The following is a 17145-nucleotide window of genomic DNA, read 5'->3' as shown; positions in this document are numbered from 1 at the left end:
GGATTCTACGAAGAAGGCGACGCGGAGGCCGCTTCTCGGCAGTCACCTATCCCGCCGTGAGAAGACCTCGGAGTGACCGCTCTCCAAGGGATTGGCGCCTCCTGACGTGGGTAGAGCGAACCACTGAAAAACGTTAGTTTGCGACACCGATCTTCGGCATTGGTCTCGCAGCGATGATGCTGTCGTGACGCTGCCTTCTAGCTCAAAGCAAGATCTATAGACTCGGCCGAAAAATGCCTTTTCACTTGCATCGATCCAACTTAAAGTAGTGGTATCACCGAGGGGGCGAGCATGTGGGGGGCACCACTTCGTGTCGAAAGACATGAAAATCAGAAGAGTTTGGGACCGGAAGCTGCGGACACGGGCGGCGGCGTCGAGAAGTGGGCGGTAGCGGTTGCCAAACTTGTGCCTGGAGAGGTCGTCGCGGCTTACCTTGCAGGTAAATCTATCCTGCAAGGCCCCCCGCCGTCGAGCATCGTCTGGTGGTCCGGATGGACTATCTTCTGCCTTGCGGCAGTCTTCGGTCTACGTCGGTGGATGACATCCGACACGGCCGCCGGCGTTCCCGCCGAATGGTCAGCCGTCATCATGTCTACGCTCTCTTTCGTGCTTTGGGTTTACTCGTTCGGGGACGTCTTCAAATTACTGGGTGTCTGGGACGAGCGAGGCTCAGGTCTATTTCTGATTGCTTGGACGCTTGTTGCACCCCTCATTCTGTTTGGGCTTAAAAAATTGTTTCGAGAATAGGGCCGCCGAGCGTATGCCCTTTCCCGCGGGCTCAATTCGTATCGAGGAGAAGTGGCTGTCGTCACAGCTCAGCTGGCCAGAGCCACACATGACTCCAGTTGATCTGGACGCCTGGTGGTGGTGGCGAGGGCGTAACCTTGACCTTTTCGCCAGTGATGTCGGCGCTCGGATCGATGCCATCAAGGGCATCGATAAGGTCGTCCAGGGACTAGCAGTCCTGGCAAAAGGCCGAACCGGAGGCATCTTGCCGATCGCCGGTGGGAAGATTGCCGACCAAATGCCGTGGGAGGCGCTTGAGCGAGGATTCATCGATCGTGCCCTCGACTATCATCCAGTTCGCGCCGATGGAACAGTAGCAGCGGCGCCAGTCGACCGCGCTGGTCCGCTGAGGGTAGCCCTGCTGGTCGGCCACGAGGGCAACGACCCGGCGTTCGCGCGCGACCAGCAGCTGACCTTGTTGAAAAGCGCATTTTCCGCGTCTGCCCAGGTCCAGGCGCGCATTGTGGACGCCGACGCTATCGCAACATTGGATCTTGCAACCGCGGCCTCTGAAAAAGACCGGAGCGACTTTTTTGCAAATGCCGACCCACATGTAGTGTTCTACTTCGGTCACGGTCGGGCAGGTCGAACGCCAGCCGTGTGGGTAGGCCCGCAGTGCGGCAATTGGCTACCGCTGGACCAATTGGCCGGCTACGCAGCCAATCGGAATCCCTTTCCGACGTCTTGGATATTTATAGCTTGCTCGATCGGTGAAGCGCCCAGCCACGACACCGGGCCGGCCGGCCCTGAAGCATTCAGGATTCTCGCTGCGCGTGGCGCGCGAGCGATGCTTGCGATGCGAGCACGCATAAGACCGCAACTTGGTCAAATCGTCGCCGCCTCGCTGATCGAAAGTCTGAGCGGGAAAATTCCGCTTGAACTCGCCGCTGCGGTGGCAAGAAAGACGGCACGCCGAGCCCGGGAGGGAGGTACATCATCCCTTATCGACTGGGCTGCGCCGGCCGTATGGAGCACGGTTGTTGGTCCGACGCCACCGCGAACCGCCGATATCCCGCCGGAACTGATTGCCGTAAAACTGACGCGCGTGGCGGCGGACGATCCCGGCATCGCACTAGGTCCACCCGACAACGACGTGGCGCAGACCGCCGGCCGCTGGGCGCGAGATCGGCGAGTCAGAGTAGATGTTGCAGGAACTGACGAGCCGTCGCTCGCGGCGCTTCTTGCCAAGATCGCTGGTACAATTGCAGCACTGTCATCCAGGCCGACGATGTTTGTCCGCGTAAGGGAAGCGGGACCTTTCGTGTTTCGGCTCGCCGAGTGGGCGGGCTCGATGCTGCCAGCGCTTGACGGGCTCGAGCGTGAGACGGTCATCGGTCGCGCACTGCGGCAATTGTCTATGCGTGATCTCGATGGCCTGGAAGTGCTGCTTGGCATTCCCGATATCGCGCTGATTTTCAGTTCGCCACCGAGTGCGAGCGACACCGCAGCTTGGGCCATTCTCGAAGAAGCGGGCGCCGACGTGACGGTCGTGATTGGTTACGCCTCCGTCAATCAGGAGCAAAGGCCACTTTGGACACTTGATCGGGTCGATACGGAGGCGATCATGCAGATCGCACGTGATGCCATCGGACGCTATCCGGCAACCCTCGCGCTCCTTGCGGTTCTGGATGGGCCCGCCAAGCGCGAGGCCCTTGCACAGATCACAGGCGAAGCGACTGCGGACATGGCCGCCGAGCTCACGATTGACATGCCGAGCGGGGTCGTGCTTGCACCTGGCGCCAGGAATATCGTTCGCTCCGCACTCTCAGCAAGTGAGATGGCGCGCGCGCATCAGCGAGCGTTTGAGGCGCGGCAGAGCGTACCGGCATTGATCGAGAGTGATGATCTGTTCGCACCAGTGCGTGATCTTGCAGGGGCAGGCGCTATCGAACTCGTCGACTTCGTCAATGCGCTCGCTGCTCGCTTTGCCGGCGATTGGGGCGCTGTCGAATGGCTGCGGCTGGGACGCGCATTGGAGTTAGCAAGGGATCGCTGGGACGCAGTCGACCCTCGGATATTGCTTGAGATCGCAAGCGCTCTCGTTGAACGGCAAACATTGCGACAGGCATTGCCTTGGCTTGACGCAATACAGGCGGACAGCCCCCTGCTGAACGCTACACGATTGTCACTTCTGTCCGAGATTGCAAAAGCCGAAGGCACAGCGCAATCGCAGCAGCGAATGTGGCGTTATGCCCAGAATGCCTTAGAGCAGATAGAAGAAGCGGTAGCTCAAGCTCCAGCGGATACACAACTCCGAGCTCGCGCGCGTGACATGAAAGGAAATATCGCCCGGCTCAATCTTTATTTTAACCACGACGCCGAGGCGGCGAGAGCGACCTTCATAACCGTTCTTGGTGAGTTGGATCTAGCCAACGAGGCTGTGGTCGCCGCTTCGCTCGTTGCGACGCTGCGCAACTTAGCTGAATGCCTATTTGAGTTTGAGCCGTTCCGGTCGTCAGGCGTGGAGCGCGCTGACGCGCGGCGGCATCTTCTACGTGCCGTCGATATTGCTGGGCGACATGGCCTCAACGCGCTCGGCGCCGAAGCGGCGTACAGCATGGCAAAGCTCGATGAGATCGAGAACGACTGGGCCGCAGCACGCGACCATTTGACAGGGACGATCGAACTCGCCCGCTCAGCTGGCCATGCCGTATGTCAGCGCATTGCCGAGATGCGTCTGTTCCGACTTGCAGTAGAGCGCGAGGATGCGCCGTTCGACCAGGCTCTTTTTTCAGCCCGTCTCCGGAAACTCAAATTTCTGGAATCTCACATTTGGGCAAAGCGCTACGCTGCACAGGCTCGTCTTTGGGCGGCGCGCGAGCTAGAGCGTGCGGGCGAACTTTCCGGAATGAGGCTCCAGCTCGTGCAAAATATTCAATCGTTCGAACCCCTGGCGGAGGTGGCGTCGAACTCCGACAGGCAGCTGGTCGCGCTAAGCTTCGCGGGGCTGGCAAGCGTCGAGGGTGGAAGCAATCCGGAAAGCTGGACTCGTTTCAGAGAGCTGTCCTGGGCGGCCCCCTGGATCGAGAACCACAACCCACACGATCCATCGGCTTATTGGCGCGGAGGCTTGTAGATGGGAAGCGGATCGTTCGGCGGTGGCAGCGGATCCTTCGGGGGAGGCGGCTCTGGGGGCGGGGGCGGCGGCGCCGGTAGGGGAGGCGGTGGCGGAGGAGGCGGCAGTGGTGGGGGCGGCGGCGGCCAAGGCACGGATTCGGCGCATGATCGCATCTTGAAGCTCAACAAGCTCACAAACGCTGTCAATGCCAAGCCCGAGATAGCAAAGGTAAGCAAGCAAATCTACGAGATGCTGCAGGATCGCACACGCTCGGCGTTCGTGCGCGCCATGCTGTCGGACCAGATGCTCACAGCTTCTTATCAGCGTCTGCTGTCGATCGAAGCCGATTTGCGCGGCGGCGCTACCGTGCTGGGCGCAGCCGTCTCAAAGATCGGCGGATCGGCTGATGGTACTTTGGCGGATCTGGCCGACGTCATCTGCCAAGCTGGTCAAAGTCCCAGTACAGATGAACGCTTTGAACGAATCGTAAGGCGTGCGGTAACGGATGTCCTGATGCGAACGGTCAACAACGGACACGACCTCTATTACGAGACGCCCATCCAGAATCTCGGCGCTAAGTTTGACGCGCAGCCTTTGGCGAACACGGCCGGCTTTTTTCTCGGTGGGATCATCGCAAACACCGTGCGTGGCGACCTGCTCAAACTCAGCGCAGAAGCCCGCGCGGTCATCGGCGATGCAAGCAGCCAAATCGCAGAGAGCTGGACGGATAAATTCAGCGATCGTAGCCGAAAGGAGGGCGTGTCCTTTCGTGACATCATGCGGACGATTGCAGACGATTTCGCCGTCTATGCAGGAGGCGGAAAATGACCAGGCGAAAGCTTCCAGTCGATATCGCCGCCACAATGCGATTGCCGCGTGATCCTCAAAAAACGCTTAAGCTGGATTTGGCGACCCTCACTTGGTCTGCACACGGCTTGGATGGAACAGGAGCGGGTCCGGCGTTGCTCGATCTGCTGGAAATCGCGCGCACTGTGCATGAGTTTGATCGCCGGCAGCCGAAGCGTACGACGGGTGTTAGGGCAAAGCAGGTGCATGTCACTATGCCATTGCGCCGGCCTGCGCGGTGGACGTCGGCCGCAAAAAGCGAACTGAGCGCGCTGTTGCGGGTTCAGGGCAATGCCGAATGGATATTCGATTTCACCAAACGGATGGCCGAGACAACTTCCGCTGATCTCGTGTTTGGCAAGGGCAGGCCGAAGAAGACGACGTCAAAAAAGAAAGCAAGCGAACGCGAATCCATTGAAAATGTGATGCTCTTCTCGGGTGGTCTTGACAGCACCAGCGGCTTAGCGACGTTGATGGAACAGGCCGACAGGACGCTCCTTGTCGCGTACTATGCACGAAATCGCGTGAAACAGGAGAGCATAGCCAAGGAAATGGGATTTGGCCGGGTGATCCAGATAGGCAGCAGTTGGAATATATCTGAAGCTGCTCCCCGCGTCGGCGGCCAGTTCATGTATCGCTCCTTCCTGTTCCTTGCGCTGGCTCTTCTCTTTACCGATACGACGCGTGCCAAGTCAGTGCTTCAGTTCGAAAATGGGCCGCTAGCGTTAGCTGTAGAACCACTTGATCTGTACCGCATCACAAGACACGCTCATCCGCTCGTACATCAGCATCTCGCGAGCTTGTTCAAGATCTTGACCGGGCGGACCATCAACGTGCGCAATCCATTCCTAAATAAGACGAAAGGGGAAGCGGTTGAACTATTGAGGAGCCGACTTGCAAAAGACCAATTCAAGAACGTTATCGCTCAGACAGAGACCTGCTGGTATCTTAGCTCGAAAACCATTGTGGCGGGTAGACCTCGCAAGAGAAATGGCGAACCCTGTGGTGCGTGCGTTCCATGCCTTGTGCGAAAGGCGGCGCTTGGGGCGGACGATACCACCTCGGCCGTCGACTTTACAAACGGAAGGCGACGGGGGCCGCGCGATCCTGTCGTCAGAGTGCATTATGAGTCGTATTCGGCGTTCGCTGAGCGGCTGCTCGATGAGAGTTTCGATGTCTATGATTTTATGGAAATCGTTCCTGCTGCGACCCGAATCGCGCTCGGAAATGGCGGCGAGATGACACCCACGGAGGCCTTCGCACTTTACCGTCGTTTTGCTGAAGAGTGGACGAGGACGTACGCGTGAAACCGGTGTTTAACGATTTCAGCGAACTGCGTCGCCTGCTGACAGATGCACCATGTCTCAGCATTCGTCAGCCTTGGGCGGAACTAATCTTGCTTGAACGGAAGAAGGTGGAATTGCGCCAGTGGTCCACTCAGCATCGCGGATGGGTATGGCTTCATACGGGAAGGACCTTTGACCAAGCCGGCTGCGACCGATTTGGGTTCACGTCGCTGTTCACAGGTGGCTTCGTTGGCGCATTTCGTCTGCGCGATGTCGTGCCTCTTGATAGCGAGCGCTGGGAGGCATGGCGCTCCACGCACTTGGATCTGGGGGAATGCCCAGCGAACGTTTTCGGCTGGGTGGTTGCAGATCCGGTACGGTTAGCGAGGCCCTTAGCCGCACCAGGAAATCGGGGCCTCTACCGACCAGATGCGGAGATAGTAGCGCGATTGGTTGTCCTTCCGTTCGCTGGCGAAGCCCAAGCCACCTAGAGGAGTTTGGCAAGCACCTCAACCGGTGTGCGAGGGTTCGCGTAACCCTTGGTACCTGACTAAAATGCTTCGCCGTCTCCGCCAGTTTGTTGGCGTTGCCGAGAAAGATGTCGGTCTGACGATCTCGCCAAAAAGTAGCTTCGCAATGAGTGGAGCGACTGAATCCGTTCGAAAACCCATTTGTCACGTTGCTTCGATTTTCGTATTTTGGTGACAATTTCGACATCTGAGGTTTGTTCTTGTAATGTTCTAGCCGGGTTGCTAGGATGGAGGCGCATGTCGCGTCCAGTTGGAGGAGTCGTCCCGAGCCGCACTGAGCTTAAGCACTCCAAAACGCTCAAACGCGTCTCAGCGCCCTGTGGCCAAACCATAAGTAATTCACGCGTATGAATTCTAGCCAAGGTCACACCACGGCGCCACGCCTTACGAGCCACCTTCGCGCGCTATCGCTGATTGCACCCATTCAAAAGCTCGAAGACACGAAGGTGTTGCTGCACACCCAGGGCCAAGTGGCCGAGCATGTCGACCTTCGTTATCTAGCCCTTGCCGCCATTGAGTTGTTGATCGAACGCATGGGGGCGGGTGGTACTGCGAGTCGCGCTGATCTCTTGGACTATCTTGCAAGCCTTGCTGCTATCCAATGGAACGCGATCTCTCCGGACGACGCTGTAACTTTCGCCGAGCACGTCTTTGACGGGTTGACGAACGCCCGCGATCGGCGCGCCCGCTTCAAGGTGCGGCTCTTTGATCCTGAGAGACCCGACGGCGCACCATTAGAGTTTGGGCTCCTACGCGCGGAGGCGTTGCCGGACGGCAAGGTCGGCTACCGGCTTACCCAGGAGGCGATCGAGGTCCATCTTAGCTTGCTGGATCATGATCCGCTAACTGCTACGCAGGTGAGCGAGATCATTGTCGAAGAATTCTTGAGGCGTGGACTCTATGACCATGCGGTAAACGCTGCCGAGCGAACGCGGACGAACAGCGTTCGCCTCGCCGAGGCGCTCCGCTTGCTTATGGCGGAGGCGCGCCGCGCCATCCTTAAGGTAATGTGGCAGCATGAGCTCGGGCCCAAGATGCAAGAGGCGCGCGATCTTCTCGACGCCTCGATTGCGCGTGAGGGTGCGATGCTCTCTCATCTCAATGATACAGCCGCGGATGTTACGGACGACACCGACCGACGTCATCTCGCCCGCGTTCGCACGCTCTTGCTTGATGTGAATGACCGACACCGCAACTTGATGGTGATCGTGCAGACGACCGCCGACGATTACCTGTTGCTTCAGGCCGATGCGCTGAAGCTTCGCCCACCAACGCGCTTACCGGACCTCGAACACGAAATCCTCAATCCCCTACTTGAGGCGCCGGTGTCCTTCCTGAGTCGCACGGCCTCTAGGATTTTTTGCGCCCTTTCAGGTGCGCTCACGCCACTGGTGTTCGATCTCGCTGCCGCGCTCAAGGCGTTCGAGCCGGATCTCGCGGATTATAGCGAAAGCGAGTTCATTCTAGAGGTGGGCGCACCCTTGGCGCCGGTTCCGCTCCCCTTCGATGCGGCTACAATTGCGCGTGCGGAAACGTTCGCGCGTGCAACGATACTTGCGGCAGGCTCGATTACACTCGGCGATATTCTGGCGCGTGCCGCCGAGAAAGATGCCGACGACATGAGCTTTCAGCGCTGTCTGTTTTTGATCCTTGAGCAAGCGATCGATCCGCGGACAGCTGACATCGCTGGCGAGGCCTCGATTCTGGGGGCGCGGTTTGACGCGGGCTTCGTGGAAGGCACCGACGTCCGATTTACTGGAAAGCCAATAGGGAGGTCGCATGCATCCTGATGATGTTCGTGATGCGGCGCGGCTAGTGGAGTGGGGCCTGCACCCACGCGCCTTGCCGGAAGCCTTTCCCGATTACCGCGAGCTCGTGCGCCGCTGGATGGATGATGGTGCGTTCAAGGCCCTTGTCACCTCAGTCGCGGAAGGCCTCAAACTGAGGGTGGTCGGGGTCTCGCTACGCACGGGCATTGTACTCGGGACGGAAACGGAGTCCGTATTTGGCTACACGATCTCGCGCTTCCGGCGGCACGTCTCCAACGACGATGGTGCCGTGATTGCGCTTGTTCTTGTCTCAGCTTGCGCGACGTTCTATCCCGCCAAGGATGCACTCGACAACGATGAGATCATGCCGCCGAGCGCAACCCTCTCTGAGGTGCGCGATCATTTGAGCAAGCTCTGTCAGGCGCTGGAATCACAAGACCAGCGAGGCGATGCCACCGCCGCCCGCTGGCGGCGTGGATGGCAAGCACTGCGGGCCTTGCCCGACGTCAACGAGGATGCGCGGCGCGGGTCGCGTAACCATCTTCATGGGTTGGTTGCGCTTGTCCTCGGCCATCTCCATGAGATGGGCCTCGTCGCCGTAGACGAGCGCCAAGATGGCAATCATCTTTATGTGGTGACACCGCGTTTTCGCATGATGCTGGCTGAACACGCCGCCGTACCCTTGCTCGACATTGCCCGCGAAGCACAAGCGGAGAAGGTCAATGCTTAAGATCAACCGCGCCTATCTTGATGCTTGCGGCTATGTCGACGGCGTATTCGAAGAGCTGCTCGTCAAGCCGGTCGGCAAAGATGGGCGGCCAGCACATCATGTCATTCATGCACCCAATGGAGTTGGCAAGACGACCGTTCTCGCGCTGCTGTTTAGCATCTTCGAGCCCGATCGCCGCAAGTTCTTGCGGACAGAGATTAATCGCCAGCACAAGATCGAAGACTATTTTATGCCGGGCCGACTGGGAGTTGTCGCGCTGGAGTTAATTAAGCCCGGCGTTAAGGACCGGCCGATACGGCACGTCGTCGGCCAGATTTTCTGGCTGACCGCGGCCTCCAAAGGTGATGACGGAGAGCCCGGTCTGCGCCGTTTCTTTGGCTTCGAGTGCGATGATGAGCTGTCATTGGAAGGTTTGCCGTTCCGGGGGCTTGGCAGCCAAAGCCCGCTCCGCTCGCTCGATGATTTTTCAAAGTGGGCGCGTGAGATGCGCGCTTCCCACGCGACGTTCTATAATACGGACTCGCTCGCCGCATGGCGGCGGTTCCTTACCGACGAACTCGGTGTTGACCTGAAGCTGGTCGATGTGCAGCGGCGGTTCTGTGCAAAAGAGGGTGGAATTGGCGCGACGTTCCTAGATTTTAAGACCGAGCAGCAGTTTTTGGAAAAGATCTTCTCGTTCATGATTCCGACGAACGCCGCCGAAGGCATCATCACAACGTTAGAGATAGCGCTCTCCAAGATTCGCGGATTGCCGCAGCGCAAGGAGCAACACAAAGCCCTCACGCGCTTGGGAACTTCCTTTCAGCCCTTCGCTACGGCGGCGACCGCGCTCGAAACTGCAGAGGCGGAACGCGAGCAGGATTTCTTGAGCCTCGGCCGCCTTTTTAGCCGGCTTAAGCTTGAGCGCAGCAAGCTTGACGTAGAGAACAACACTGTCGAGGGCGAAATCGTTCTCAAGCAGCAGTCCCTGGAGACAGCGCGCAGGCGCTTGCGAACGCTTCAGGGCGAGATTCTCTTTCTTGAGAAGGCGGCGGCGGATCGCCGTTTCGAGGACGCCAAAGTTGAGCTCGCGCAAGCAAAAGAGCGCTCAAGCGTCGCAGCACGGAACCTGAAAGCAGCGCGCGCGACCGATCTGCTCCGCAAGCTGGTGTCGGCCAGAGCGGAGCAAGCCGACCTTGAGGCGGAGCTTGTGCGCATCGAGCGCGACCTTGCGCCCGACCGCGCGCGGCTCGCGCGCGCCGGAGCCAACCTCCATGCCCTGCTGGACCGACTGGCGTCTGAAGCGGAGGGCGATGCAGCCTCCAAGGAAGCCGAATCGCGCCACCTTCAGGAAGAGGCGGACCGCCAGCACGGAATCGCAACGGAGGCGATGAAGCGCGCCCATGCTTTCAAAGCGGAAGTGGACCGGCTCGCCTCGCGCGTGGCCGACCATGACCGGGAGCGGAAGGAGCTTGAACGCCTGGGTGCATGCAAACCGTCCGAGCGGCCTTCCGCCACAATCAGCCGCCTGGAGATGGAGCGCGCGGATCTCGAGGATCAGGTTGCGGGCTTGGTGTTGGCGGATGAAGGGCTTGAAGCGGAGACACATGAGCTCGAGGGAAAGCGCACGGCGGCGCTCGGCCGTTCGCAGTCCTCGGCGGCGGAGGCGCAGCGGCTTGGTCGGAGGGCCGAGACAGGCCACGGGCTTGAGCGTGCCATACTTGACAGTCCTGTGTTTGCTGCGGTCCTTGCCGGCGATGCGAGCGATCCCTACCGAACGGATTTGTTGGATCGCGTGCGTACGGCCCGCGCCTTAAGCGAGGAGCGGCGCCGTACCCTGACGAACGAACGCGAAACGATCGAGGGCGAGCTTGCCTTTCTCGATGCCGAGGGCGTGTCCTCGGTACCGGAGGATGTCAACCTGGTCGTGCAGGCTTTACGCGACGCCGGCATGGCACATGCCGTCCCGGCCGAGCACTATCTCGCGCAATACCGACCCGATGCCGACAAGGCTCTGGCGTTGCTGCGAAGCGATCCCGCTCGGTTTAGCGGTGTCTTTGTATCCCACCTCGACCGCGCGACGCTGACGACCCTCGCCATCGATAACAAGCTGAAATTAAGAGGCCCGGTCGTAGTGTCGGAAGCGAGTCTTGAAGCCTCCGCCGTCGTTGCGGACACGGGTGTCGTGTTCGGCCCGTTCAGTGCCGCGCGCGTCAATAAGCAGGCAGCTGCCGAGGAGAAGGCGCATCTCGCGGCCGCGCTCGAAGGAAAAGAGCGCGAACTAGCCGAGGCGCTAACCCAGCTCGGTCACTTGGAGGTCCTGATCGACAACCTTCGGGAGTTGCATGGTGCGTTCGATGAAGAACGACCGGACGCCTTGCAGCGGCGTTCGCGCCTCCTGCAGAGCGACGCCGAGAGCGCCACACGCGAGGCACAGCAGGCAGCCGAACGTCAAAAGGCGATCACCGGTGAGCGCACGAAAATAAGGAGCCGACTCTCGGATACGAATGCCACAATCAGCCGGCTGAAAAGCTGGGTACAGCATGTCGAACAGTTCGCCAAGCGATATCCCGATATCGCTTCCGCCATGGCGCGTATCCCCGTGGCGGCATCCGAGCAGCGCAGTGAAGAGCAGGCAGCGAGCGTCGCCGAAGCGGCGGCGGGCCAGGCTCGCGAAGACGCAGCGACACGGCGAGCAGAGGCGGCGACCTTGCGCGAGCGCGCCCATAGCCGACGAAGCGAGAAACTGCACTATCCCGAGACGGACGGCGGTGCTCCTGATCGCACGGGTATTCTTGAGGATCTGAGCGCCCAATACAGGACGGCTGAGCAAATCCTCAACAGCAAGCGTGATGCGCAACAGGCGAGGGTCTCTGCGCGGCTCGGTATCGTGAAGATCAATGTCGCCCAGCTCACAACCGCGGCCGACACGGCATACGAGGGATTGGTGGCCACCGATCTCCAGCCGTTCGAGGCTATTGTCGATCTTGAGCGGGCGATTGCGGATGCCGAAGCGGATGAAAGGCGGGCGCACGACGCTGTCGTGCAGACTGATACCGCACTTGGGTCGGCGAGCGCTGCCCGCGGACCTGTCAACGGTAAGCTTAAGCGCGCGCTCGAGCATGAGCAATTGAGTCCGATTGCCGTGCCGGAACTTGCTGATGCGGCGGCTGAAGAATTGGATAGAGCTGCCGCGGAGCGGGAGGAACTGACCGCGGGCCTTGAAGCCGAGGAACGGACTTTGGATCGCGCGCATGCGGCCCTGCAGACGCGCCAAACTGGAATCAAGGGCAAGATCACCGCAGTCAACCTGCAGATCAAGAATGCCGAAGGACACCTTCCGGAAAGCCATCGAGGCGAATTGCCAGACCTCAGTCTTAGCCATGAAGAGCTTGAGACCGCACTCGATCAGCTCGTCAGCCGGCTGAATGTGGCGGTCTCAGCCGTCCAGAAGCTCGCCGGAGCCGCCGACGACGCCTTCGAGGTTGTTCGCCTTCTCATCGAGGATGAGAGCTTCCGACGGCTGGAGCCGCATGTCGCGGACAATCTGCGGCGCTTCACCGCCCGTACAGCCGGCCGCGAACGAGCCGCGCTCGCCGCGCGGATCGAAGAGCGCGTGGCGATTGTGCGGAGTGAGATTGAAAATCAGCAACGCGACCAGAATGCGTGCCTCGAACAGATGCGCCTCTACGTGCTGCATGCCGACGATCTTTTGAGGCGCGCTGCACGATCCTCATTGATTCCGGATCACGTACCGATCTACGGGGGTGAGCGCATCCTAAAAGTCAAGCGCCGCGTCGGCGAGGTGCCGCAGGATGCCATTCGGAATCAGCTGGCGGTCTGGCTGGACGAGCAGGTCGTGATGGGGCGCGTTCCAAAGGATGGCGCGGCGCTCGCGGCCGAATTGCTGAGTCGCGCACAGGGCGGCCGTGCGCTGGGTATTGAGATGCTCAAGCCCAAGCGCGATGCCATTGAGGCCTACATGCCAGTCGACCGTATCGGCGTCTCGAATGGCGAAGGCGTAACCCTCGCCATGCTTCTCTACACGGTGATTCAGAAGATGGCGATGGACGAGCGCGCCGATGGAAAAAATGCTGCAACCGGCGGGTTTCTCATGCTGGACAACACCTATGGCACTTCGAATCTCATGGAGCACGTCGTCTTGCAAAAGACCATGGCCGATGTGCTCGACATTCAGCTCTTCGTCACAACCTGCGTCGAGGACAAGCACGTGCTGAATATGTTTCCGACCATCACCCGGCTGGTGCAGGGCGAGCGTATGTTCCGCGACGGCGCGGCGCAATATATCCGCGTGCGCGCGGCCGAGTTTCTCCTGAGCGAGTCCGAGCATGCAGCATGAGCCCGCGGCGCGCCTTATTCAGGCGCTGAAACGGACGGGTCGCCGCCGCATACCACTTGATCAGCTTCGCAAGGAATTTGCCGCCGCTTGCCCCGAGCTTGCGGAGCAGGCAGACCGGCGCTCGCGCCTGGCGCAGCTTCTCCAAAGCGCCGCGGCGTCCGGCGAGATTGTGTTGCCGCTCGGCAAGCGGAGCTGGGACCGAACCGGCGGGATGCCGCTGCCGGGTTTTGTGGTGCTTGCCGGACCCACACCGCCGCGTATTCCAGCCGTCGCGCCAGGATACAGCTGGCACCCCCTCTTGGGGTTTGCTGCAAGCGAGCGGAATCGTCTCCGCCTCGAGGCCGCACGCTGTATTAATGAGTGGCTGAAAAGCGATCCTGACTTGTCGCTGAACGTGCCCATCAAGGAACGCTCACTCGAAATCTTCGGGGACGAGAAGCGTCTCGACCGCCTGCGCGCAGGAAGCGACCACCTCTTCGGGCGCTTGAGCCTGTTGTCGCTTGGCTGCCGCATCTGTCCCATTCCACTTCCTTTCGAGGCAGGTCCAGCAGCGGCTTTAGGCAAGCCCATTCTGATCGTCGAGAACAACGACACCTGGGTCTCGTTTTCGATGTGGAATCGGTCGGCAGCCCGCCTATCCGCGGTTGCGTATGCAGGTGGTGGCCACGCCAAGAGCCTCGCCTATGACGAGACGTTCATCGATGAGCTAATAGGGCGGTTGCAGGCGCAGGCGCTGTACTACTTTGGCGACATTGATCCGGCCGGCTTGCGGATCGCCAGCCGGGCCGCGCAGCGGCGTGCCTGGCGGCTCGCTCTTCCGCTTCAGCCTGCACCGTCGCTCTATACGTGGCTTCTTGAACATGGGACGCGCACGCCGCTTGAGGGGAATGAGCGGGTAGCGGATGAGGATCTTGCGTGGCTTCCACCTGACATACGAAGTTCTGTTACTGCTTTGTTTGCTTCGAAGCAGCGTGTTCCGCAGGAAGCATTAGGGACGCGTGTATTGATGTCTGCACATGTGTCGGACTGGACCTAGGGCTTAACAAGGGGAACTGGGTAAGCTTGGCCAGGGAGATGGCAAGGCCCCCGGGGGTAGTGCTCCGACCACTTCGGATAACAACCAGCGTAATGGAGGATCATGATCGTGCGACGAATGCCCATTTTCGGCCGGATAAGCCCAGTGGTGCGACCAGTAAGTCATTGATTGTTCTCAACCCGGGGCTGTCTCTTAATCAGCGGGTCCCAGGTTCGAGCCCTGGTGCGCCCACCATTTCAATGCCTTAGCGACAGAAACCGTTTGAGTAGCTGATTTTTCAAACGGTCTTTTTGGGGCAGTAATCAACCAGCGGGCCGGCAACGCGAAGGGGGCATCGCGCCATAGTTCAGCAGTTCGTTGCGCGGGTGAGGCCTAGCCCGGCCTCAGCAGACGGCGACCAAGAATGCCGCTGGGGTTTATCCAATGATGGATTGGACTGAGAGTTTAAGATTTTCCATCAGTTAGAAGGCCACGTGTGCACGACGTGAGCATCGAGAGATAAAAGAAAATCCAGAGACAATTAGCGTGACCAGCCTGAACTGAATCCGTCAGGGCAGGCCAAGTTTTTGGCAGCCGGTGATGTGGTCGTCTGGCCAAAGGTTTACGCCGATCACTTCGCCGGCTAATCAGCTCGCGCTGACGAGCAGCGGATCGGCTGACATGATGAGCTTGAGGGTCCGCAGCGAAAAGGTCGATCGCGTGTGCCGGATACCCTGAATCCGGTAGAGCTTCTCGCGAAGGAAGCGCTCGTAATGCGTGGTGTCGGCGACCGCCACCTTGACCAGATAGTCGTAATCGCCGGTGACGAGGTGAGCCTCGATCACTTCCGGGATTCTGGCGAGTGCGTCACCGAATCGGGCGAGCACCTTGTCGTCATGCTTGTCGAGCGTCACCTCGATGAAGACGAGATCCTTCAGGCCGACGGCGATGTGATCGATGACGGCGGAGTAGTGTTTGATCACGCCGATCTCCTCCAGGTGCCGGACCCGCGACCAGCACGGCGATGATGACAGCCCGACGCGATTGGCCAGCTCGTTGACGGTCAGCCGTCCTTCGCTGCGAAGAATCGAAAGGATCTTTCGATCGGTCAGGTCGAGGTCCGCCTTGGTCCGCTGCTTTGCCGTCGAAGATGATTTCATCGCAAATCTCCATATCTGAAGACGATTCTTCTGCAAGGTCGCAACATCGCACAAGATAACGGGAAAATCACCTGGCGATCCAGCGGTAGAGTTTTGCCGAGGAGATCAGCCAATGCCATCTGCCGCTTGTCGCGCTTCGTCTGTCGCCTTCCGGGCCATCGCAACGGATTCGCTTGCGGCGGCGTCCCAGCTTCTCGCCGATGTGCAGCGCTTTGGGCTGCAGATAGTCGAATTCCGAATGGTGGTTGATGGGCAAGGCGGGGCCGCCATCGACTTCGGCATCGACGCGAAGGCGGACCGCGATCCCATCGTTCTGTGCTCGCGCTTCGCACGGCATCCGTCGCTGCGTTCCGTCGAGGTCGTTGGAGACTCGCCGGTCGCAACCGGCGGGGTGGCCTCATGAGCGGCGGGCCACTCACCTTGCACGTTCCCGAGCCGACGCCTTGCGCCGAGGCCGCCGATTTCAGCCGCCTTCATCTGTCGGAAGCGGGGCAGCTTCGCCGCCCGGCGGTCGATGTCGAGGCCGGCGAGATCCGCGATCTCGCCTACGGGCTGATCCGGGTGCTCGATGGCGAGGGGCGTGCTGTCGGGCCGTGGTCCGGCGCATGCACGATCGATCAACTCCGCGCCGGCCTGCGCGCGATGCTCAAGACGCGGGCCTATGATAGCCGCATGACCATGCTGCAGCGGCAGCGCAAGACGTCCTTCTACATGCAGTGCACCGGAGAGGAAGCGATCTCGTGCGGCTTTCAGTCGGCGCTGCAGGCGGGCGACATGAATTTCCCCACCTACCGCCAGCAGGGCCTTCTCATCGCGCAGGACTGGCCGGTAGTCGACATGATGTGCCAGGTGCTGTCGAACGAAAAGGATCGCATGAAGGGCCGGCAGCTTCCGGTGTTCTATTCGGCGCGCGAGGCCGGCTTCTTTTCGATCTCCGGAAATCTTGCCACCCAATATGTCCAGGCAGTGGGTTGGGCAATGGCCTCGGCGATGCGTGGCGACAATCGCGTTGCCGCTGCGTGGATCGGCGAGGGCGCCACCGCCGAAAATGACTTCCACGCCGCGCTGGTATTCGCTTCGGTGTACCGCCCACCCGTCGTTCTCAACGTGGTCAACAATCAATGGGCGATTTCGACGGCCCAGTCCGTTGCCGGAGGCGAGAGCGCAACCTTTGCAGCTCGCGCGCACGGCTACGGGATTCCCGCGCTGCGCGTCGACGGCAACGACTACCTCGCGGTTCGCGCGGCGGCGTGCTGGGCGGTGGAGCGTGCCCGCCGCAATCTCGGGCCGACCCTGATCGAGTGGGTGACCTATCGGGCTGCGCCGCATTCGACATCCGACGATCCGTCGAAATATCGCGCGCCGGAAGATGGGGCGGCCTGGCCGCTCGGCGATCCTGTCGAGCGGCTGAAGGATCATTTGATCGGGCTTGGTGCCTGGAGCGAGGCGCGTCACGTCCAGCTCAAGGCCGAACTGGACGAGGAGATCGGCATCGCGGCAAAGGCGGCGCAGGGGTTCGGGACATTGGTGGAGGGATCGAAATGCAGCCCGGCCTCGATGTTCGATGATGTCTACAAGCTGATGCCTCCGCATTTGCGCGAGCAACGGCAGGAACTGGGCTTCTGA

General features: G+C 60.3%; 12 protein-coding genes. 10 read left to right on the top strand and 2 right to left on the bottom strand.

Annotated features, from left to right (window positions below):
• Nucleotides 1–291 precede the first annotated feature (291 nt).
• From LMTR21_RS30355 to LMTR21_RS30315, 9 genes are all read left to right on the top strand, one after another.
• Nucleotides 292–747 carry a hypothetical protein gene (locus tag LMTR21_RS30355; protein ID WP_141688125.1) on the top strand — a complete coding sequence of 152 codons (456 nt, stop codon included), beginning with the start codon at nt 292–294 and terminating at the stop codon, nt 745–747.
• A gap of 88 nt (nt 748–835) precedes the next feature.
• Nucleotides 836–3862 (top strand): hypothetical protein, encoded by a 3027-nt coding sequence (locus tag LMTR21_RS30350; protein ID WP_141688126.1) that lies wholly within the window; start codon nt 836–838, stop codon nt 3860–3862.
• A gap of 156 nt (nt 3863–4018) precedes the next feature.
• On the top strand, nt 4019–4672 hold the full coding sequence (locus LMTR21_RS30345) for a hypothetical protein (protein WP_050383956.1): 654 nt from the start codon (nt 4019–4021) through the stop codon (nt 4670–4672).
• Complete coding sequence (locus LMTR21_RS30340; RefSeq protein ID WP_065751061.1) at nt 4669–5997, top strand: hypothetical protein; 1329 nt, start codon at nt 4669–4671, stop codon at nt 5995–5997. The genes LMTR21_RS30345 and LMTR21_RS30340 overlap by 4 nt, the downstream gene beginning before the upstream one ends.
• Entirely contained in the window at nt 5976–6467 is a 492-nt protein-coding gene (locus LMTR21_RS42180; RefSeq protein WP_084030432.1) for an ASCH domain-containing protein, read from the top strand. The genes LMTR21_RS30340 and LMTR21_RS42180 overlap by 22 nt, the downstream gene beginning before the upstream one ends.
• Nucleotides 6468–6952: 485 nt before the next feature.
• Nucleotides 6953–8296 carry a hypothetical protein gene (locus tag LMTR21_RS30330; RefSeq protein ID WP_141688127.1) on the top strand — a complete coding sequence of 448 codons (1344 nt, stop codon included), beginning with the start codon at nt 6953–6955 and terminating at the stop codon, nt 8294–8296.
• Entirely contained in the window at nt 8286–9005 is a 720-nt protein-coding gene (locus tag LMTR21_RS30325; RefSeq protein WP_065751063.1) for a hypothetical protein, read from the top strand. The genes LMTR21_RS30330 and LMTR21_RS30325 overlap by 11 nt, the downstream gene beginning before the upstream one ends.
• Entirely contained in the window at nt 8998–13344 is a 4347-nt protein-coding gene (locus LMTR21_RS30320) for a coiled-coil domain-containing protein (protein WP_065751064.1), read from the top strand. Before LMTR21_RS30325 ends, LMTR21_RS30320 begins: the two co-directional genes overlap by 8 nt.
• Nucleotides 13334–14380: a Wadjet anti-phage system protein JetD domain-containing protein gene (locus LMTR21_RS30315; RefSeq protein WP_065751065.1), complete on the top strand. Its 1047-nt coding sequence runs from the start codon at nt 13334–13336 to the stop codon at nt 14378–14380. The genes LMTR21_RS30320 and LMTR21_RS30315 overlap by 11 nt, the downstream gene beginning before the upstream one ends.
• A gap of 626 nt (nt 14381–15006) precedes the next feature.
• On the opposite strand, the gene LMTR21_RS30310 is transcribed toward LMTR21_RS30315, so the two are convergent.
• Nucleotides 15007–15519 carry an Lrp/AsnC family transcriptional regulator gene (locus LMTR21_RS30310; protein ID WP_065751066.1) on the bottom strand — a complete coding sequence of 171 codons (513 nt, stop codon included), beginning with the start codon at nt 15517–15519 and terminating at the stop codon, nt 15007–15009.
• A 67-nt stretch (nt 15520–15586) separates the two neighbouring features.
• On the bottom strand, nt 15587–15856 hold the full coding sequence (locus tag LMTR21_RS30305) for a hypothetical protein (protein WP_065751067.1): 270 nt from the start codon (nt 15854–15856) through the stop codon (nt 15587–15589).
• Between the two features lie 62 nt (nt 15857–15918).
• Here LMTR21_RS30305 and LMTR21_RS30300 point away from each other — a divergent pair, with 62 nt between their 5' ends.
• Nucleotides 15919–17145, top strand: a complete 1227-nt coding sequence (locus LMTR21_RS30300) for a thiamine pyrophosphate-dependent enzyme (RefSeq protein ID WP_065751068.1) — start codon at nt 15919–15921, stop codon at nt 17143–17145.

This window comes from Bradyrhizobium paxllaeri (genome assembly GCF_001693515.2).
Lineage (GTDB): Bacteria > Pseudomonadota > Alphaproteobacteria > Rhizobiales > Xanthobacteraceae > Bradyrhizobium > Bradyrhizobium paxllaeri.
The sequence above is the reverse complement of the archived record's forward strand: the minus strand, read 5'-3'. Positions and strand labels throughout refer to the sequence as shown.